The sequence below is a fragment of the Streptomyces sp. NPDC046859 genome (genome assembly GCF_040645135.1).
GTDB lineage: Bacteria > Actinomycetota > Actinomycetes > Streptomycetales > Streptomycetaceae > Streptomyces.
Genome location: NZ_JBEYXR010000006.1, coordinates 1 through 19996 on the forward strand (window position 1 = coordinate 1; position 19996 = coordinate 19996).

Consider the following 19996-nt stretch of genomic DNA (forward strand, 5'->3'; position numbering starts at 1 on the left):
GCCAGCTCGGCGCGCATGAGCAGCGCCATCACGCCACCGATCACGAAGAACGCGAACGACGTGACCAGGTACAGCGTGCCGATCGTCTTGTGGTCGGTGGTGGTGAGCCACTTGACCACGACGTTGCCGGGCTGCCGGCGACGGACCGGCAGTTCGTTCTCATAGGTGCCCGCCTCGGCGGCACCCAAGGGTTCGTTGACGATGCTCACAGGTTTGTCGTCTCCCGGTTCTTCTCGTGGCTCGTCTGCGCGATGCCGGCGGGAACGTAACCGGTCTGCCCCTTCTTCGCGAGGTCCTTGAGGTGCTGCTCGTACCGCTCGGGGGAGACGACCTTCACGTTGAACAGCATCCGGGAGTGGTCGACGCCGCACAGTTCGGCGCACTTGCCCAGGAAGGTGCCCTCACGGTTGGGGGTCACCTCGAAGGCGTTGGTGTGGCCCGGGATGACGTCCTGCTTCATGAGGAACGGCACCACCCAGAAGGAGTGGATGACGTCACGCGAGGTGAGCACGAAGCGGACGGTCTTGCCCTTCGGCAGCCACAGGGTCGGACCCGGGTTGCCCGTCTGCGGGTTCCGGGTGCCGGGGGTGCCGCAGTCGTAGACGCCACCGGCGTTCGCCGGGAAGTCGTCCTTGTACCGGTCCGGGATGGCGGCCAGTTCCTTGGACGTCTTCGCGTCGCCGGTGGAGCCCTGGACGTCGGCGACCATGTTGAAGCACCAGCTCCACTGGAAGCCGACCACGTTCACCGTGACGTCGGGCTTGCTCTTGAGCTCGAGGAGCTTCGACTCGTCGCGTGCCGTGAAGTAGAACAGCACGGAGACGATGATGAGCGGGACCACGGTGTACAGCGCCTCGATGGGCATGTTGTACCGGGTCTGCGGGGGGACCTCGACCTTCGTCCGGCTGCGCCGGTGGAAGATCGCGCTCCAGATGATCAGACCCCACACCAGCACGCCGACGGCGAGCGCAGCCGCCCAGGAACCCTGCCACAGGGAGAGGATCCGCGGAGCCTCTTCCGTGGTCGGGGTGGGCATACCAAGGCGGGGGAAGTCTTCCCAGTTGTACGAGCAACCGGTGGCTGTCGCCAGGACCAGGCCCGCGGTCATTGCCTGCAGCAGCTTCCGCCGCATCGGGCGCCGCGGCGAGCGGTCGGAGCCGTTGGGACTCACGTAGCGCCTTCCCGAGAGTCTCGCCCGCGCGGTTCGGCTGCGGCCTGGCCTTCTCGCTGGTAGGTCGCCGCCCTGCGTCGGGCAGGGGTTTGGATGTTTATGCGGACCAAACCCTAGCCGACGCCTTCCGGGGGTTCGCGGGGAGGGGTGCCTAGTGGGGTGGGGGGTTCGCTGGATTGGCGGCGGCGGGTCGTCGGCGGCCGGCCGCGTGGTGCGGGCGCCCCTGGGAGGCGGCGTGCCGAACAGACGCTCTAGCGTTGCGGTGTGGGCTACTTCGACGCTGCTTCCAGCACTCCTCTCCACCCCGTCGCCCGGCAGGCCCTGCAGGCCTCCCTCGACGAGGGGTGGGCCGATCCCTCGCGGCTCCACCGGGAGGGCAGGCGGGCCCGGTTGCTGCTGGACGCCGCCCGGGAGGCGGCCGCCGACGCGGTGGGCTGCCGGCCGGACGAGCTGACGTTCACGCCGTCCGGCACGCGGGCCGTCCACACCGGTGTCGCCGGGGCGTTGGGCGGGCGGCGGCGGACCGGGCGTCACCTGATCGTGTCGGCCGTCGAACACTCCTGTGTGCTCCATGCGGCTGACGCGCACGAAGCGGCGGGGGGTTCGGTCAGCCAGGTGGCGGTGGACCGGAACGGGGCGGTGACCGCGGGCGCCTACCGGGAGGCGCTGCGTCCGGACACCGCGCTCGCGTGCCTGCAGTCGGCCAACCACGAGGTGGGCACCGAGCAGCCGGTGGCCGAGGTGGCCGCCGTGTGCCGGGAGGCGGGGGTGCCGCTGCTGGTGGACGCGGCGCAGTCGCTCGGCTGGGGGCGGGTCGAAGGCGACTGGTCGGTGCTGACCGGCAGCGCCCACAAGTGGGGCGGCCCGCCGGGCGTCGGGCTCCTCGTGGTCCGCAAGGGGGTGCGGTTCGCCGCGCAAGGTCCCGTGGACGAGCGGGAGTCGGGGCGGTCGCCCGGCTTCGAGAACATCCCGGCGATCGTGGCGGCGGCGGCCTCGCTGCGGGCCGTGCGGGCGGAGGCGGCCCAAGAGGCGGTACGGCTGCGGGAGCTGACGGAGCGGATCCGGTCGCGGGTGCCGCGGCTGGTGCCGGACGTGGAGGTGGTCGGCGATCCGGTACGGCGGCTGCCCGGCATCGTCACCTTCTCGTGTCTCTATGTCGACGGGGAGACCTTGCTGCACGAGCTGGACCGCGCCGGGTTCTCCGTGTCGTCCGGCTCGTCCTGTACGAGCAGCACGCTGACGCCCAGCCATGTGCTGAAGGCCATGGGGGTGCTGAGCGAGGGGAACATCCGGGTGTCGCTGCCGCCCGGGACGAGCGCCGAGGACGTCGAGCGGTTCCTGGAGGTGCTGCCGGGGGCGGTGGCGGGGGTCCGGGAGAAGCTGGACGCGCCGGCCGCGGGACCGCTGACCCGGGAGGACGGGGACGACGGGCTGGTCGTGGACTCGCTGGGCAAGCGGTGCCCGATCCCGGTCATCGAGCTCGCCAAGGTCATCGGCCAGGTCCCGGTGGGCGGGCTGGTCCGGGTCCTGTCCGACGACGAGGCGGCCCGGCTGGACATCCCGGCGTGGTGCGAGATGCGGGGGCAGGAGTACGTGGGCGAGGAACCGGCGGAACAGGGGACGGCCTACCTGGTCCGCCGGATCGGCTGACCGCCCGGAGGCGGCGTGCCGGCGGGCGGCCCGGGCTCAGCCCAGGTGCGCCCGCACCTCTTCGCTCGCGTCGTGCCCGTACGCCTTGGCGAACCGCTCCATGAAGTGGGCCCGGCGCAGCTGGTACTCCTGCGTGCCGACGGTCTCGATGACGAGCGTCGCCAGCATGCAGCCGACCTGGGCGGCCCGCTCCAGGGAGACGCCCCAGGCCAGACCGGACAGGAAGCCGGCGCGGAAGGCGTCGCCGACGCCGGTGGGGTCGGCCTTGCGCTCCTCCTCGGGGCAGCCGACCTCGATCGGGTCCTCGCCCTGCCGCTCGATGCGCACACCGCGCGAGCCGAGCGTCGTGACGCGGTGGCCGACCTTGGACAGGATCTCCTCGTCGCTCCAGCCGGTCTTCGACTCGATGAGGCCCTTCTCGTACTCGTTGGAGAAGAGGTAGGTCGCGCCGTCCAGCAGTATCCGGATCTCGTCGCCGTCCATCCGGGCGATCTGCTGGGAGAAGTCGGCGGCGAAGGGGATCTGCCGGGAGCGGCACTCCTCGGTGTGCCGGAGCATGCCCTCGGGGTCGTCGGCGCCGATCAGGACCAGGTCGAGGCCGCCCACACGGTCCGCGACGGTCTTCAGCTCGATCAGGCGGGCCTCGCTCATGGCGCCGGTGTAGAAGGAGCCGATCTGGTTGTGGTCGGCGTCCGTGGTGCAGACGAAGCGGGCGGTGTGCAGGGTCTCGGAGATACGGACCGAGCCGGTGTCGACGCCGTGCCGGTCCAGCCAGGCCCGGTACTCGTCGAAGTCGGGGCCGGCGGCGCCGACCAGGATCGGCTCGGTGCCCAGCTGGCCCATGCCGAAGGCGATGTTCGCGCCCACACCGCCCCGGCGCACGTCCAGGTTGTCGACCAGGAAGGAGAGCGAGACCGTGTGCAGCTGGTCCGCGACGAACTGGTCGGCGAAGCGACCCGGGAAGGTCATGAGGTGGTCGGTGGCGATGGAGCCGGTGACTGCGATGCGCACGGCGGGGAGTCTCCTGGGGGGAGGTTGGGTTGACAGTCCACGCTACCTTCCGTGACCGGCTCTCAGAAGTGGCCGAAACTACCCGATAGTAGATCTTTCTTCTCGGGCCCCGGGGTGCTTACGGTGCCGCCATGACGAAATTCGAGGTCCGCACCCCCGCTCCGGCCGACCCGGAGGCCGGCCTGGCGTCCCTGCTCGGCGACTGCGCGCGGATGGCACCTCACTGGGCCGTCCCCGACCGGGTGCTTTCCCGTCCGGTCTCCCCCGCACGCATCCACGGGGTCTCGGTGCCGCCGAGGTCGGCGCGCCTGCTGGACGCGATGTCCGACTACGGCGACTGACCGGCCCGCCCGTCCGGCACTGCCGCGCCCGGACCGGCGCCCACCGGGGAACCGTGCGCTCCCCCGCTGCGTCCCATCGGCGTCCCCCGTAGAGGGGATGCGGGATACGACCCGACGGACCCGCCTTTGACAGGGCCGGGTCAGGGTCCTTGGGACATGTGCGCAGCCGAAGGAGCGATGCGGTGAACACCGAGCGACCCGAGAACGACGACACGGGCGCCGAGGGCTCCGCCGAGGAGCAGGGTGCCTCCGGCGGTGAGCGGACGGACGCGGGTACGCCCGGCACCGGCGGCCCGGCCGGGGCCGAGGGCCCGGACACCGTGGGCGCCGACGCCGAAGCCGAGGTGACGGACGGCGAGGTGACGGACGGCGAGGTGACGGACGGCGAGGGCGCCGGCGGTGAGGGCCGGGCGCCGGAGGCCGTAGGTGCCGACGCCGGTGCCGGGGCGCCGGATGCCGAGGGCGCTCCTGCCGAGGCTCCGGACGCCGAGGGTGAGCACGGCCGGGTCGCCGCGGCGGAGGGCGAGCCCGTGGCCGCCGTCGGGGCCGGGACGCGGTCGGAACCGGACGGGGACGGCGGTGCCGGGTCCGGGCGGCGGCGGTCGCCCGCGGTCATCGCCTCCGTCGCCGCGGCCGTCCTGCTCATCGGCGGGGGCGGCGCCTATCTCGCCGCGAACGCCTCGGGCGGGTCGGACGGCTCCGCAGCGACCGGGGCGCCCGGCGGCTCCACTCCCCCACCGCTGCGCCTGGACGGAGCCACCGAGGGCGGCGCTTCGAACGGCATCGCGCCCGGGGAGCCCAACCCGTACGGCGTGCGCTACCGGGCGGACGGCGACCTGCCGGACGGGCCGGGGTCGGCGCCGGTGTACCGGGCCACGGGGCAGGTCGGCGCGGACGACGTGGAGCGGCTGGCCGAGGCGCTCGGCGTGGACGGCGCCCCCGTGTCCCGCGGGCAGGCCTGGCACATCGGGGTGAAGGACGGCACGGGGCCCACGCTCCAGGTGGACAAGCAGGCGCCGGGTGCCTGGACGTTCCAGCGGTTCTCCGCCGGCACCGACGACTGCCGGGGCGTCGCCGGGTGCACGAAGACGCCGTCGGCGCGGGCCGGTGACCCGCCGGCCGAGGACGCCGCGAAGAAGGCGGCGGCACCCGTGCTGAAGGCGGTGGGGCAGGACGAGGCGAAGCTGGACGCGGGTCAGGTCATGGGCGCCCAGCGGGTGGTGCACGCCGAGCCGGTGGTGGACGGGCTGCCCACCTACGGCTGGACCACCGGGGTGACCGTGGACGCCCAGGGCGAGGTGGTCGGCGCCGGCGGTCTGCTCGCGGCACCGGTGAAGAGCGACACCTACCCGGTGCTGAGCGCGGAGAAGACGCTCGGCCTGATGAACAAGGCCCCCGGCGGCGGCGACGGCCGCGTGGGCATCGGGGGCTGCGCCGACCCCGTACCGCTCAAGGACCGTCCGGAGGAGCCCTGCGGTGCGGCGGCGGACTCGCCGGCGAAGGACACGGTCACGGTGGAGAAGGCGGTGTTCGGCCTGGCCGCGCACGCGGTGGACGGCCGGCAGGCGCTGGTGCCGTCCTGGCTGTTCCAGGTGCGGGCGCGGGACGCGCGGGACGGCTTCACGGTGACGTATCCGGCGGTCGACCCGGAGTATCTGGCCACGCCGTCCGAGGAGCCGACGGGCGGGCCGAGCCCGCGTCCGTCCGGTCCGAAGGACGACCCGTCCGCGTCGCCGGTCACCCGGAACGTGACGGTGGAGGGCTACAGGGCCGACGGCAGGGAGCTCACCGTGGCCTTCACGGGCGGGGTGTGCGCCGACTACGACGTGACGGCGAGCGAGGGCGGCGACACCGTGACGGTCCGGGTGACGGAGACGACCCGGCCGGAGAAGGTCTGCATCCTCATCGCCAAGGTGTTCCACCGGACCGTGCGGCTGGACGAGCCGCTCGGCGACCGGAGGGTCGTGGGCACCGACGGTCAGGGCGTGCCGCTGGAGAAGCCCGGCGCGCGGCTGCCCGCGACACCGCAGACGTCCGGGGCCCGGTAGGGGGCCTTCGGACACAGGAAGGCGGCGGCCCCGTCGGAGGGGGTCGCCGCCTTTCCACGGGCCGGCCGGGCTCGGCCGGTCCGGCTAGCTGAACGAGTCGCCGCAGGCGCAGGAGCCCGTCGCGTTGGGGTTGTCGATCGTGAAGCCCTGCTTCTCGATGGTGTCGACGAAGTCGATGGACGCGCCGCCCAGGTACGGGGCGCTCATACGGTCGGTGACGACCTTGACCCCGCCGAAGTCCTTCACGACGTCGCCGTCGAGCGAGCGCTCGTCGAAGAAGAGCTGGTAGCGCAGGCCCGAGCAGCCACCCGGCTGAACGGCGACACGCAGAGCCAGGTCGTCACGGCCTTCCTGGTCCAGCAGGGCCTTGACCTTGGCCGCGGCGGCGTCGCTCAGAATGATGCCGTCGGTGGCGGTGCTGGTCTCGTCCGATACGGACATCTACATCTCTCCCGGGTTGTACGGAGACTGCTTGCCGACGAGTGCAACCGGCAAGGCCGCGGATTCATTCCGGGGCCGAGCGTGCTTTTTCCGCTTCTCATGCTCGTCCTCTTCATGCTCGCACATGCCCGGCAGCGCGGACAGCGCCCTGTTGACGGGCCGCGAGCAAGCCGCTCCGGGATTCCCGTCACATCGACACGACCGCCATCGTCAAACTGACGTGAACCGGTTATGATGGATAACGTCAATCCGACGAGAAGTCGGAGAAGGTGTCCCGCTTGACCCGCCGGACCGGATTTCCGGCGCCGGCGAGCCGCAGAACAGAAAGGGTGCGTGTCGTGACCACCGCCCAGACCCAGGAGCTCGACGTACAGCCGACGCCCCTCGCCCTGCTGCTCCTCGGCCGCGAGGCCGACCCGAGGAGCGAGCGCGGCGTCGAGTGTCCCGGTGACCTGCCCTCGCCGTCCGACCCGGACCTGGTCGAGCGGGCCCGCGCGGCCAAGGAGAAGCTCGGTGACAAGGTCTTCGTGCTCGGCCACCACTACCAGCGCGACGAGGTCATCCAGTTCGCGGACGTGACCGGTGACTCCTTCAAGCTGGCCAGGGACGCCGCCGCGCGCCCGGAGGCCGAGTACATCGTGTTCTGCGGTGTGCACTTCATGGCCGAGTCCGCGGACATCCTGACCTCCGACGACCAGAAGGTCGTCCTGCCCGACCTGGCCGCCGGCTGCTCGATGGCCGACATGGCGACGGCCGAGCAGGTCGCCGAGTGCTGGGACGTGCTGACCGAGGCCGGTATAGCCGAGCAGGTCGTTCCCGTCTCGTACATGAACTCCTCGGCGGACATCAAGGCGTTCACGGGCAAGCACGGCGGCACGATCTGCACGTCGTCCAACGCCAAGCGCGCCCTGGACTGGGCCTTCGAGCAGGGGGAGCCCTCGGCAACAAAGGTCCTCTTCCTGCCCGACCAGCACCTCGGCCGCAACACCGCGGTGCGGGACATGGGCATGTCCCTGGAGGACTGCGTCGTCTACAACCCGCACAAGCCCGACGGCGGGCTGACGGCCGACGAGCTGCGCGCGGCGAAGATGATCCTGTGGCGCGGCCACTGCTCGGTGCACGGCCGCTTCAGCCTGGACTCCGTCAACGACGTGCGCGAGCGCGTCCCGGGCGTGAACGTCCTGGTCCACCCCGAGTGCAGGCACGAGGTCGTGGCGGCCGCCGACTACGTCGGGTCGACCGAGTACATCATCAAGGCCCTGGAGGCGGCCCCGGCCGGCTCCAAGTGGGCCATCGGCACGGAGCTGAACCTGGTGCGCCGCCTGGCGAACCGTTTCGCGCCCGAGGGCAAGGAGATCGTCTTCCTCGACAAGACGGTCTGCTTCTGCTCGACCATGAACCGCATCGACCTGCCCCACCTGGTGTGGACGCTGGAGTCGCTGGCCGAGGGCACCCTGGTCAACCGGATCGAGGTCGACAAGGAGACCGAGGCGTTCGCGAAGCTGGCGCTGGAGCGGATGCTGGCCCTGCCGTAACCGGCGGCCGCCCCGCGCTCACCCCGACACGGGCTTCCGGTCGGGGCGGGCGGGGTCCAGCGTGAACAGACCGCCCTCGGACGTGCTGACGATCAGGGCACCGTCGTGCAGCAGCATCTGTGACGAGTCCTGGCCCAGGGTCTCCGCCCGCTCGGCACGGGGCATGGTCTCCCACAGCAGGGTGCCCTTCGCGGCGTCGAGGGCGGCGACCCGGCCGCTGGCGGTGGAGAGGTAGACCGTGCGGGCGCGCCGGTCGTGGACGACACCGGAGGGCTGCTCCAGGCTGGTCGGGGTGGTCCACAGCCGCTCGCCCGTCCGCGCCGACACGGCGGTCAGCCGGCCCGACGACGAGGTCGACCACAGGACGCCGTCCGCCAGCGTCACATCCCCTTCGAGTTCCCGCGCGAGCTTCGTGACGGTGCTCCTGCCCGTGTCCGGGTCGACCCGCCGGATCCCGACGAACGTGCCGCGGTCCTCCTCCTCGGACCGGTCGAGGAGGAGGACCCGCCCGTCGTCCGTCCCGAGGAGCACGGAGCCGTACGGCACCCGGGCGGTGCGCGCCGTGCCGTCGGCCGGGTCCAGGCCGAGGAGCAGCCGAGTCTTCGCGGCCCATGTGGCCGGCCCGCACATCAGGGGAAGGCCGCGCTCGGCAGGTGCCCAGTCGCAGTACTGCCCTTCCGGCAGGGCGGCCGTCCAGCGCGCGGCCCCGCTGCGTGCCGATCGGGCGACCAGCGACCGGCCGCCGTCGTCGTCCGGGACGAGCACGAGGTCGCCCGACAGATGCGGGCGGGCCTGACCGGCGTTCAGCGCGCGGTGCCAGAGCCGCTTCCCGGTCCGCGTGTCGAGGGCGCTGACCGAGGACCGGACGTCTCCGTCCCGGCCGGGGCTGTACTGCTGCTCGACCACCACCGTGCCGTCCGCAGCACCGAGGATCGTGAAGCCGAACGAGCCCTCGCCCGCGACGGACGGCACCCCGTCGGCACGCCAGACGACCCGCCCGGTGAGCGCGTCGACCCGCATGGGCAGTGTCCCGTCGCCCGCGCAGAAGACGGCTCCCTCGTGCGCCGCGCACCGGGGGGCCGAGTCGATGCCCACGCCGTACACATCGGAGGCCCGCTTCACCCCGCTCGCGGCCGTCGCCTCGACGGTCGTCTGCCAGGGACGCCACCCGGCCGGCAGGGCGGCCCATCGGGGGGGCGCGGCCACGTCGGGGTCCTGGTCCTTCCCGTCGCCGTCGTCAAGGGCCCCGGAGCCGGCGAGGAGAGAGGCCGTCAGCGCGAGGGCGCCGGCGGTCCCGGCCACGACCCACCGCCTGCGGGCACGGCCCCGGCGGCGCGCGGGCGGCTCGGCACCGGACGCGGCGTGGGAGTCGGAGTCGGGGGTCCCGGCGGGACGGGTGCTGACCAGGGCCAGCTCGTCGGCCCGCAGCCGGACCGTGCCGCCGTCCTCGTCGCCGGTCTCCGGCAGGGCGGTGACGAACTCGGCGGCCAGGGAACCCGGTTCGGGCCGCTTCTGGGGGTCCTTGGCCAGGCAGCGCTCCAGGATCGGGCGCAGGGGGTCCGCCACGCCGTCCAGGACCGGGGCGTCATGGACCACCCGGTACGCCGTGAGGTAGGGGCTGTCCGCGTCGAACGGGCCGCGCCCGGTGGCCGCGAAGACGAGCAGGGCGCCCAGCGAGAAGACGTCGGAGGCCGGACCCACCGAACGGGCGTCGGTCAGCTGCTCCGGGGACATGAACGGCGGGGTGCCGATCATCTGGCCGGTCTCGGTGAGGGTGTTGTGGTTCTCGACCGCGCGCGAGATCCCGAAGTCGATCACCCGGGGGCCGTCGTCGGCCATCAGCACGTTGGCGGGCTTGAGGTCGCGGTGGACGACGCCGGCGCGGTGGATCTCCCGCAGCGCCTCCACCAGGCCGAGCGCCAGCCGCCGCAGTTCGGTGCGGGTCAGCGGGCCGTCGTCGCGGATGCGGGCGGCGAGCGAGGGGCCGGGCACGTACTGCGTCGCCATCCAGGGGCGTTCGGCGTCCGGGTCGGCGTCCACGACGGGGGCGGTGAAGACACCGCTCACCTTGCGGACGGCGGCGATCTCCTGGCGGAAGCGGGTCCGGAAGACGGGGTCCTCGGCGTACTGGGCGTGCACCACCTTCACGGCGACCTCGCGGCCGGACCGCGCTCTGCCCCGGTAGACGGCGCCCATGCCTCCGGCGCCGAGCCGGTCCAGCAGCCGGTAGCCACCGACCGACTTCGGGTCGTCCTTGCGCAGCGGCACGCCCGAGCCCCTCCCCCGTGAGCCAGTTCGAGGCCCCAGCATATGTAACGGCACGACGGCGACGGCCGGTTCCCGAACCGAATGTTCCGGTTCAGGACCCGGCCGTCATGGGTCACGCGGTCAGACGGACGCGGGCTGCGTCTCGTCCGCGGAGGCGTCCGGCGCCGGCTCGGGCAGGCCCGCCTTCCTGGCCCGCCTCGCCGCGCGCTTCTTCGCCCGCCGTTCCTTGCGCAGTTCGAGCATCGCGTAGAGCGTCGGGACGAGGAGGAGGGTCAGCAGGGTGGAGGTGATCAGACCACCGATCACGACCACGGCCAGCGGCTGGGCGATGAAGCCGCCCTCGCCGGTGACGCCCAGCGCCATCGGGAGCAGGGCGAAGATCGTCGCCAGCGCCGTCATGAGGATCGGGCGCAGCCGGTGCCGGCCCCCCTCGACCACGGCCTCGACGACGCCGTACCCCTGGGCGCGGTACTGGTTGATGAGGTCGATCAGCACGATCGCGTTGGTCACCACGATGCCGATCAGCATCAGCATGCCGATCATCGCGGGGACACCCATCGGGGTGCCGGTCGCCACCAGCAGGCCGATCGCGCCGGTCGCCGCGAACGGGACGGAGACGAGCAGGATCAGCGGCTGGGCGAGCGAGCGGAAGGTGGCGACCAGCAGCATGAAGACGATCGCGATCGCCGCCAGCATCGCCAGGCCCAGGTTGGCGAACGCCTCGTCCTGGTCCTGGGAGACACCGCCGATGTCGGCCGTCGCGCCGGCCGGGAGCTTCAGTCCGTCGATCCTCGACTGGAGGTCGGCGCTGACCGCGCCGGTGTTGTCGCCGGTCGGCTTGGCCGTGATCGTGGCGGCGCGCTGCCCGTCGATCCGGGTCATCGACACCGGGCCGTCCACGAGCTTCACGTCCGCGATGTCACCCAGCCTCGCCGGGCCGAGGCGCAGCTCCCGCAGCTCCTTCACGGTGGTCGCCGGCTCGGCGGACCTGATGACGACGTCCCGCTCGGTGTCGTCGAGGGTCGCCTGCGCCGCGGTGGTGCCGCGGACCGCCTGGGCGACGGCCATGCCGAGGGTCTGGTCGTCGAAGCCGGCGGCGGCGGCCTTCGCGTTGGCCCGCACCGAGACGCGCGGCACGCTCTGCGACAGGTCGCTGGTGACGTCGGTGACGTCGTCCAGGCCGGCCACGGCCTTGCGGACCTGCTCGGCCGCGGTGCGCAGCACGCCGGCGTCGGCCGCCTTGACGACGACGCTCAGGTCCTGGGCGCCGAAGCCGTCACCGGCGGAGATCGTGGTCGTACCGATGCCGTCGAGCTTCTTCAGACCGGAGTCGATCCGGTCCTGCACGTCGTCGTAGGACGCCGAGTCCTCCAGCATCACCTGGTACGACGCCTGGTTGGTGTCGGTGCCGCCGCCGAAGGCGGCCATGAAGCCGGACGAGCCGATGGTGACCTGGTAGTTCTTGACGCCCTCGGTGTCGGCGAGCAGCCGCTCGACCTTCTCGGCCTGCGCGTCGGTCGCCGCGAGGCTGGTGCCCGGCGCGAGCTCCTGCTTGACGGTGAGGACCTCCTGCTCGCCCTGGTCGAAGAAGTTCGTCTTCAGCAGCGGTGCCATGCCGAACGTGCCGAACAGGACGGCGACGGCGATCAGCACACTGGTCAGCCGGCGGCGGGTCGCGAACCGCAGGACGGGCACGTAGATCCGCTGCAGACGGCTGCGGGCCTCCTTCTCCTCGGCCGCGCGGCGCGCCTCGTCGGCGTCCTCGGGGGTGCCCTTCGGGGCGCGCAGGAACCAGTACGACAGCACCGGCACGACCGTGAGGGACACCAGCAGCGACGCCAGCAGGGCCGCCGTCACCGTCAGGCTGAACGAGCCGAACAGCTCGCCCACCATGCCGCCGACCAGTCCGATCGGCAGGAAGACGGCCACCGTGGTGAGCGTCGAGGAGGTCACCGCGCCGGCCACCTCGCGGACCGCCTTGAGGATGGCGTCCTGGCGCTCCTCGCCGTAGCCGAGGTGCCGCTTGATGTTCTCCAGGACCACGATGGAGTCGTCGACGACCCGGCCGATCGCGATGGTCAGCGCGCCCAGCGTCAGCATGTTGAGGGAGAGGTCCCGCGTCCACAGCACGATCAGGGCGAGGACGACCGACAGCGGGATGGACACCGCGGTCACCAGCGTCGAGCGGATCGACGCGAGGAAGACCAGGATGACCAGGACCGCGAAGAGCAGGCCGAGCGCTCCCTCGGTGGTCAGCCCGTCGATGGACTTCGCCACCGCGGGGCCCTGGTCGCTGACCACGGTGACCGTGGCGTCCGGGCCGAGGTCCGCGCGCAGCTTCGGCAGCTTGTCCTCGACGGCGTCGGAGATGGCGACGGCGCTGCCGTCCCGGTCCATCGTGACGGCGACGGCCAGGGAGGGCTTGCCGTCGGTGCGGGTGAGGGAGTCGGCCGGGGCCTGCTCCTGCTCGACGGTGGCCACGTCGCCGAGGCGTACGGGCTTGCCCTGGCCCGCGCCCCTGACCCGCAGGTCCTTGATCTGGTCGAGCGAGGTGAGGCCGCCGCCGACCTGGACGGTGCGGTTGGCGCCGCCCTCGTCGAAGGAGCCGGCAGGCAGGGTGGCGCCGCCGGCCTGGAGGGCCTTGGCGAGGTCCGCCGCGGTCAGACCGGCCTTGGCCAGCTTGCCGTCGTCCGGCGTGACGGTGACCTGGAGGTCGCGCACACCGTCGACGGTGACCTGTCCGACGCCGTCGATCCCCTTGAGGTCGGGCACGAGCGTCCGGTCGAGCTGGTCGGCCAGGGCCTGCTGGTCCTTGCCGGAGGTGACGGCGAGGACGACGGTCGGGATGTCGTCCGTGGAGCCCGCGACGACCTGCGGGTCGACCGCGTCGGGCAGCTGGACGCGGGCCCGGTTGACGGCCTGCTGGACGTCGGCGACGAGCTGCTGGGTGTCGGGGCCGTAGTCGAAGGACGCCATGATCACGGCGTTGCCCTCGGCGGCGGTGGAGGTGACGCCGGTGATGCCGTCGACGGCTTCGAGGCTGTCCTCGATCGGCTCGACGACCTGCTTCTCGACCACGTCCGGCGACGCGCCCTGGTAGGGGGCGATCACGGACACCATGGGCAGTTCGATGGAGGGCAGCAGCTGCTGCTTGAGCTGGGGTATCGCGATCGCGCCGAAGACCAGCGCGATGATCGAGATCAGGCCGATCAGCGCACGTTGCGCGAGGCTGAATCGGGACAGCCAGGACATGGGTGGAAGGTCTCTCTCCTGTGGGCGGCGGGCAGGGGCGCGCGGGCGGGCCGCGGTGGCGCGGCGCACAGGTGGGCGCCCGCCCCTACACCCTGGGCCATCGCGGAAGCCCGTTCCCTAGCCCCCAGGTCCATTTCTCACCGGGCGTCTACTCCGGGCGCAGTACGCGGGGTGGAGCTCACTCCTCCCTCGGACGTACCATCCCGGACTCGTACGCGATGACGACGAGCTGGGCCCGGTCGCGGGCGCCCAGTTTGGACATGGCCCGGTTGACATGGGTCTTCACGGTGAGCGGGCTGACCTCCAGCCGCTCGGCGATCTCGTCGTTGGAGTGCCCGCCGGCGACCTGGACCAGCACCTCGCGCTCGCGGACGGTCAGGGCGTCGAGCCGCTCGCCGCGGGCGGGGTCGCGGTCGGCGCCGTCGCCGTGGGCGAGGAAGCGGGCGATGAGGCTCTTGGTGGCGGCCGGGGACAGCAGGGCCTCGCCGCCCGCCGCGACACGGATCGCGGCGAGGAGTTCGTCGGGTTCGGAGCCCTTGCCGAGGAAGCCGGAGGCGCCGGCCCGCAGCGACTGCACGACGTAGTCGTCGACCTCGAAGGTGGTCAGTATGACGACGCGGACGTGGGCGAGGGCCGGGTCGGCACTGATCATGCGGGTCGCGGCGAGGCCGTCGGTGCCGGGCATCCGGATGTCCATGAGGACGACGTCGGCCCGCTCCCGCTTCGCCAGCCGCACCGCCTCCTCACCGTCGGACGCCTCGCCGACGACCTCCATGTCCGGTTCGGAGTCGACGAGCACGCGGAAGGCGCTGCGCAGCAGGGCCTGGTCGTCGGCGAGCAGGACACGGATCGGCATACGGCTTCCTTGGCGGGGCGCTGGAGGGAGGAGCTGGTGCCACGACAACTGCGGGGAGGTCCCGGCGAGTTCCCGCCGGGCCGTCACACCGCGTCCTCCGTGGCCCGGGCGCCGGCCCCGACCGGGAGGATCGCGTGGACGCGGAACCCGCCGCCGTAGCGGGGCCCGGTGGTGAGGGTGCCGCGCAGGGCCGAGACGCGCTCGCGCATCCCGAGCAGGCCGTGACCGCCGCCCGCGGTGCCGCCGTCGTGTCCGGAGCCGTCGTCGAGGACGGTGACCTCGACGTTCGGGCCGACACGGACGACGCTGATCTCGGCCCTGGCGCCCGGTCCCGCGTGCTTCTGCACGTTGGTCAGGGCCTCCTGGATGACACGGTAGGCGGCGAGGTCGACGGCGGCGGGAAGGGTCGTGTCCTGGTCGGCGCGGGCGACATCCACCCGGAGTCCGGCGCTGCGGAAGGTGCCGGCGAGTTCGTCGAGCCGGTCCAGGCCGGGCGCCGGTTCGGTGGGGGCCTCGGGGTCGCCGGACTGCCGCAGCAGGCCGACGGTGGCCCGCAGTTCGTCGAGGGCGGAGCGGCTGGCCTCCCGTACGTGGGCGAGGGCCTCCTTGGCCTGGTCGGGCCGCTTGTCCATGACGTGGGCGGCGACGCCGGCCTGCACGTTGACCAGGGCGATGTGGTGGGCGACGACGTCGTGCAGGTCGCGGGCGATGCGCAGGCGCTCCTCGGCGACCCGGCGGCGGGCCTCCTCCTCGCGGGTGCGCTCGGCCCGCTCGGCGCGCTCGCGGATGGCGGTGACCACCGCGCGGCGGCTGCGCACCGCGTCTCCGGCGGTGGCGCCGATGCCGGTCCAGGCGAAGATGGCCAGGTTCTCCTGGGAGTACCAGGGCAGCGGTCCGGCGAGCATCGCGGAGCCCGTCAGGACGGTGACGGTGAGCAGGCCGATCCGCCAGGTCGTGGAGCGGTCGGTGGTGGAGGCGACGGTGTAGAGGGCGACGACGGCGGCCATGGCGACGGGGGCACGGGGGTCGCCGGCGGCGAACTCCACGAGGGAGAGCGTGCCGGTCACGGCGAGGACCGTGATGGGGGCGCGACGGCGCAGCACCAGGGCCGCGGCGCCGAGGGTCATCAGCAGCAGGCTGAGGGCGTCCGGGGTGCGCAGCCCCCAGGTGACGCCGTCCTCGCCGTGCGGGTCGACGAACGAGCCGGCCACCATGCAGGTCAGGACGGCGACGGCGAGCGCCGCGTCCAGGGCCAGGGGGTGCGCGGTGAGGTGCCGGCGGACGCGCGCCCCTGCGGAGCTCGAAACGGGGGCCAACTCGGTCTTCCTTGGGTGAACGTGCCCGGTGTCCGGTGTCGTCGGTGCGGTCGCCGGCCCGCACGGGGCGCGCCGGCGGGGTCAGCCGGGGATGAGCCCGTCGTCGCTCAGCAGCTCCCGGACCTCCTCCAGGGTGGCGTCCGGGGACGGCAGGATGAGGTCCGAGGGCTCCAGGGAGTCGTCGGGCAGCGGGGTGCCCCGCCCGCGGACTGCGGCGAGCAGGGCGGTGAGGGTGCGGCGGAAGCCGGGGCCGTCGCCGCCCTCCATCTCCGCGAGGAGCTCGTCGTCCAGCTTGTTCAGCTCGGGCAGGTGGCTGTCGGACAGCCGTACCTGCCCCTCACCCATGATCCGGACGATCATGTCGCCCATCTCGGCCTCCTCGGCGTGGGACCCCGGCCGTCCGCTACTGCTTGTCGAGGCGCGGGGTGTCCTGCGGCTGCTGCTGGGACTGCTGCCGGCCGGTACCGCCCTCGATGGCCTGCTGGCCGGCCGAGGGGCCTCCCGCCAGCTCCGCCTTCATGCGCTGCAGCTCCAGCTCTACATCCGTACCACCGGAGAGCCGGTCCAGCTCGGCCTGGATGTCGTCCTTGCGCATGCCGGACTGGTCGTCCAGGGCGCCGGAGGCGAGGAGTTCGTCGATGGCGCCCGCGCGGGCCTGGAGCTGGGCCGTCTTGTCCTCGGCCCGCTGGATCGCCAGGCCGACGTCGCCCATCTCCTCGGAGATGCCGGAGAACGCCTCGCCGATCCGGGTCTGGGCCTGGGCCGCGGTGTACGTGGCCTTGATGGTCTCCTTCTTGGTGCGGAAGGCGTCCACCTTGGCCTGGAGCCGCTGGGCCGCGAGGGTGAGCTTCTCCTCCTCGCCCTGCAGGGTCGCGTGCTGGGTCTCCAGGTCCGTCACCTGCTGCTGGAGGGCGGCGCGCCGCGAGAGCGCCTCGCGGGCCAGGTCCTCGCGGCCCAGCGCGAGCGCCTTGCGGCCCTGGTCCTCCAGCTTGGACGACTGCTGCTGGAGCTGGTTGAGCTGGAGCTCCAGACGCTTGCGGGAGGTGGCCACGTCGGCCACGCCCCGGCGCACCTTCTGCAGCAGCTCCAGCTGCTTCTGGTACGAGTAATCGAGGGTCTCGCGCGGGTCCTCGGCCCGGTCAAGGGCCTTGTTCGCCTTCGCGCGGAAGATCATCCCCATACGCTTCATGACACCGCTCATGGGCTTCGCGCGCCCCCTTCTGACGGACTCCAGCTCCAGCACCTGCGACAGAACCCACAGTACGGGCCCTGCATCCATTACCGCACTGTTCGGGGACGGATGCGCTCATCCCCAAGGACGACTGCGTACGCCTGCGCTCCGGCGTGAGGAGTAGGTGACCCCCGGGTGCGGCCGTGACCGGCCGGCCCCGGTGCCGCCCCGGTGACACTCCCCCGTGACCGCCGGAGGGACCGTCCACCGCGTCCCCTCTGTCCCCCTACGACGACCGGTGTTGCCGGATCGTTCCCCACGGGGCTGGGGTCCAACCCCGGGCACCCCGTACCCTTGGGTTTTGTGTTCCGTAGCCGTGCCAAGGACGAGAAGGCCCAGGACGCCGACAAGGCGCCGGTGACCGACTCCACTCAGACCCGCCATCCCGAGGCCCCGAAGGGCCGCCCCACGCCCAAGCGCAGTGCGGCCCAGTCGCAGCGTCGCAGCGTGGCCAACACGTCGACGACGCGCAAGGACGCCGCCAGGCGGCAGCGCGAGGAGCGCCGTGCCGCCCTGGAGCGCCAGCGCCAGGCGCTGGCCACGGGTGACGAGCGCTATCTGCCCGCCCGTGACAAGGGCCCGGTCCGCAAGTTCGCGCGTGACTTCATCGACTCGCGCTTCAACATCGCGGAGTTCTTCCTCCCGATGGCCGTGGTCATCCTCGTGCTGAGCATGGTGCGGGTGCCCGCGCTGCAGAACATCGCGCTGCTGCTGTGGCTCATCGTGATCGTGCTGATCGTGCTCGACTCGGTCGTCACGGCCTTCCGGCTGAAGAAGCGGCTCGCCGAGCGCTTCCCGGACGTCAACCGCCGGGGCGCCGTCGCGTACGCGCTGATGCGTTCCCTCCAGATGCGCCGGCTCCGCCTGCCCAAGCCCCAGGTCAAGCGCGGAGAGCGGCCCTGAGCGCTGCTGACTTCTCCGGGGGTGCGGCCGACGCCTGGCTCAGCAAGGTGGGCGGTCTGCGTGAGGTCGTACGGCAGGAACTGGTGACCCGGCAGCTCGACGAGCAGATAGCCGGACGGTTCCCGGTCGGCAAGCGGCTGCGGGTGCTCGACGTGGGCATGGGCCAGGGCACGCAGGCGCTGCGGCTGGCCCGCGCCGGTCACCAGGTGACGGGTGTCGAGCGGGACGCGACGATGATCTCGGCGGCCCGTGCCCGGCTGGCCGGCGAGCCCGAGGGCATCCGCGAGCGGGTGCGGCTCGTCCAGAGCGACGGGCGGGACACCGGCGTGCACTTCCTGCCGGGCAGCTTCGACGTCGTGCTGTGCCACGGCGTGCTCATGTACGTCGACGAGCCCGATCCGCTGCTGGCCGGGCTGGCGCGGATGCTGGCACCCGGCGGGCTGCTGTCGCTGCTCGTGCGCAACGGCGACGCGCTCGCCCTGCGGCCCGGTCTGGCCGGCGACTGGGAGACGGCGCTGGCCGCCTTCGACACCAGTGCGTACCTCCCCCATTCTCGAACAGACTCGAACGGGGGGACCCCCACCCGCCTGGGGCTGGACGTACGGGCCGACCGGCTGTCCGATCTGACGGCGACGCTCGCCGGGATCGGGGCGCCGCTGCACACCTGGTACGGCGTGCGGGTGTGCACGGACACGGCCGCCGACGGGGCGGACGTCCCCGAGGACCTGGACACCCTTCTCGCGGTCGAGGAGCGGGCCGGGAAGACCGACCCGTACCGGGGTGTGGCGGCGCTGCTGCACCTGTGCGGCGTGCGCGGCTGAGCCCGTTCGGGTGCGCTCCGAGGGCCGTGCGCGCGGACCGGGGCGAGACTCGGGGCCATGGATGTTCGCCGTGCCCCCGTCCCGCGGCCGTCCGTCGTGGCGGCGGTGCTGCTGAGTGCCGCGCTGCTCCTCGCCGGCTGCTCCGGGCCGTCGTCGCCCCGTGATCCGCGCGACGCGACGAGCCCGGCCGCCGCGCGCCGGGCGAGGGCGGCCGCCGACGCCCTGCAGGACGGTTTTCTGATGGTGATCCAGGACGTGCTGCCGTCGGTCGTGCAGATCCGGGCCGGCCGCGACCTCGGGTCCGGCGTGGTCTACGACGACGAGGGGCACATCGTCACCAACGCGCACGTCGTCGGGAGCGAGAAGACCTTCCGGGTGACGACCGCGGGCAGCGAGCGCGAGCTGACCGCGCGGATCGTGGCGTCGTATCCCCCGCAGGACCTCGCCGTCGTCCGGCTGGAGGACCCGCCGGACGGCCTGCGGCCGGCCACGTTCGGGGGCTCCTCGAAGGTGCGGGTCGGGCAGATCGTGCTGGCCATGGGGTCGCCGCTCGGGCTGTCGTCCAGCGTGACCCAGGGCATCGTCTCGGCGACCGGACGGACCGTCACCGAGGGCGGGGACGACGGCGGGACGGGCGCGACGATCGCCAACATGGTGCAGACGTCGGCGGCCATCAACCCGGGCAACAGCGGCGGCGCCCTGGTCGACCTGGACAGCCGGGTCGTCGGCATCCCGACCCTCGCCGCCGTCGATCCCGGCGCGGGCGGCGCGGCACCGGGGATCGGATTCGCGATCCCGGCGTCGACGGTGCGGAAGATCGCCGATCAGATCATCGAGAACGGCCGGGTCACCGACTCGGGCCGGGCGGCGCTCGGCATCACCGGCCGGACGGTCGTGGACGCCGACCTGGAGCCGGTGGGGGTGGCCGTCGTCGCGGTGCAGTCGGGCGGCGCCGCCGACAGGGCCGGGCTGAGACCGGGCGACGTCATCACCCGGCTGGGGGACGAGGACATCACCACCATCGCGTCGCTGTCGGAGGCGCTGGCCGCGGACCAACCGGGGCAACGGACGTCGGTGACGTTCACCCGCGACGGGGACGAGAAGAAGGTGAAAGTGAAGCTGGGTGAGCAGTGACGGGGGCGGGGGCGTACG

Annotated in this window: 16 protein-coding genes and 1 pseudogene; 7 read left to right on the top strand and 10 right to left on the bottom strand. The window is 72.7% G+C overall.

The features are described 5' to 3' along the window. Positions 1–209, bottom strand: a pseudogene (locus ABZ899_RS10255) (cytochrome ubiquinol oxidase subunit I); the annotation flags it as partial. After that, complete coding sequence (coxB, locus tag ABZ899_RS10260) at positions 206–1171, bottom strand: cytochrome c oxidase subunit II (protein WP_361343590.1); 966 nt, start codon at positions 1169–1171, stop codon at positions 206–208. The pseudogene ABZ899_RS10255 and the gene coxB, both read right to left, overlap by 4 nt. A gap of 264 nt (positions 1172–1435) precedes the next feature. Between coxB and ABZ899_RS10265 the strand changes: the two genes are divergently transcribed. Beyond that, positions 1436–2821, top strand: a complete 1386-nt coding sequence (locus ABZ899_RS10265) for an aminotransferase class V-fold PLP-dependent enzyme (RefSeq protein WP_361343593.1) — start codon at positions 1436–1438, stop codon at positions 2819–2821. A gap of 36 nt (positions 2822–2857) precedes the next feature. Here ABZ899_RS10265 and ABZ899_RS10270 read toward each other — a convergent pair whose 3' ends face one another. Beyond that, complete coding sequence (locus ABZ899_RS10270; protein WP_361343595.1) at positions 2858–3832, bottom strand: carbohydrate kinase family protein; 975 nt, start codon at positions 3830–3832, stop codon at positions 2858–2860. A gap of 131 nt (positions 3833–3963) precedes the next feature. On the opposite strand from ABZ899_RS10270, the gene ABZ899_RS10275 reads away from it, so the two are divergent. Both ABZ899_RS10275 and ABZ899_RS10280 read left to right on the top strand, forming a co-directional pair. Continuing rightward, positions 3964–4173, top strand: a complete 210-nt coding sequence (locus ABZ899_RS10275; RefSeq protein ID WP_361343597.1) for a hypothetical protein — start codon at positions 3964–3966, stop codon at positions 4171–4173. A gap of 182 nt (positions 4174–4355) precedes the next feature. Then, entirely contained in the window at positions 4356–6221 is a 1866-nt protein-coding gene (locus ABZ899_RS10280) for a hypothetical protein (RefSeq protein WP_361343600.1), read from the top strand. An 84-nt stretch (positions 6222–6305) separates the two neighbouring features. Here ABZ899_RS10280 and ABZ899_RS10285 read toward each other — a convergent pair whose 3' ends face one another. Beyond that, positions 6306–6662 carry an iron-sulfur cluster assembly accessory protein gene (locus tag ABZ899_RS10285; protein ID WP_030951236.1) on the bottom strand — a complete coding sequence of 119 codons (357 nt, stop codon included), beginning with the start codon at positions 6660–6662 and terminating at the stop codon, positions 6306–6308. A gap of 338 nt (positions 6663–7000) precedes the next feature. Between ABZ899_RS10285 and nadA the strand changes: the two genes are divergently transcribed. After that, positions 7001–8197: a quinolinate synthase NadA gene (gene nadA, locus ABZ899_RS10290; protein ID WP_361343603.1), complete on the top strand. Its 1197-nt coding sequence runs from the start codon at positions 7001–7003 to the stop codon at positions 8195–8197. Between the two features lie 18 nt (positions 8198–8215). On the opposite strand, the gene ABZ899_RS10295 is transcribed toward nadA, so the two are convergent. The 6 genes from ABZ899_RS10295 to ABZ899_RS10320 all read right to left on the bottom strand — a co-directional run bounded on the left by ABZ899_RS10295 (position 8216) and on the right by ABZ899_RS10320 (position 17078). Further along, positions 8216–10465 (bottom strand): serine/threonine-protein kinase, encoded by a 2250-nt coding sequence (locus tag ABZ899_RS10295; RefSeq protein ID WP_361343606.1) that lies wholly within the window; start codon positions 10463–10465, stop codon positions 8216–8218. Between the two features lie 120 nt (positions 10466–10585). Then, the gene (locus ABZ899_RS10300) at positions 10586–13717 is read right to left on the bottom strand and encodes an efflux RND transporter permease subunit (protein ID WP_361343609.1); all 3132 of its coding nucleotides are present in this window, start codon (positions 13715–13717) and stop codon (positions 10586–10588) included. Between the two features lie 178 nt (positions 13718–13895). After that, positions 13896–14573 (bottom strand): response regulator transcription factor, encoded by a 678-nt coding sequence (locus ABZ899_RS10305; protein WP_361343612.1) that lies wholly within the window; start codon positions 14571–14573, stop codon positions 13896–13898. 83 nt (positions 14574–14656) lie between these two features. Beyond that, a complete protein-coding gene (locus ABZ899_RS10310; protein WP_361343615.1) occupies positions 14657–15889 on the bottom strand; it encodes a histidine kinase in 1233 nt (410 codons plus the stop codon). Positions 15890–15970: 81 nt separating this feature from the next. Beyond that, a complete protein-coding gene (locus tag ABZ899_RS10315) occupies positions 15971–16249 on the bottom strand; it encodes a hypothetical protein (protein WP_062667645.1) in 279 nt (92 codons plus the stop codon). A 43-nt stretch (positions 16250–16292) separates the two neighbouring features. Beyond that, positions 16293–17078: a PspA/IM30 family protein gene (locus ABZ899_RS10320; protein WP_361343617.1), complete on the bottom strand. Its 786-nt coding sequence runs from the start codon at positions 17076–17078 to the stop codon at positions 16293–16295. Between the two features lie 306 nt (positions 17079–17384). Between ABZ899_RS10320 and ABZ899_RS10325 the strand changes: the two genes are divergently transcribed. The 3 genes from ABZ899_RS10325 to ABZ899_RS10335 all read left to right on the top strand — a co-directional run bounded on the left by ABZ899_RS10325 (position 17385) and on the right by ABZ899_RS10335 (position 19978). Beyond that, positions 17385–18023 (top strand): DUF3043 domain-containing protein, encoded by a 639-nt coding sequence (locus ABZ899_RS10325; protein ID WP_361344602.1) that lies wholly within the window; start codon positions 17385–17387, stop codon positions 18021–18023. Positions 18024–18106: 83 nt separating this feature from the next. After that, the gene (locus ABZ899_RS10330) at positions 18107–18844 is read left to right on the top strand and encodes a methyltransferase domain-containing protein (RefSeq protein ID WP_361344604.1); all 738 of its coding nucleotides are present in this window, start codon (positions 18107–18109) and stop codon (positions 18842–18844) included. A 57-nt stretch (positions 18845–18901) separates the two neighbouring features. Further along, positions 18902–19978, top strand: coding sequence for a trypsin-like peptidase domain-containing protein (locus ABZ899_RS10335; RefSeq protein ID WP_361343620.1), 1077 nt, complete (start codon positions 18902–18904; stop codon positions 19976–19978). Positions 19979–19996: the final 18 nt, after the last annotated feature.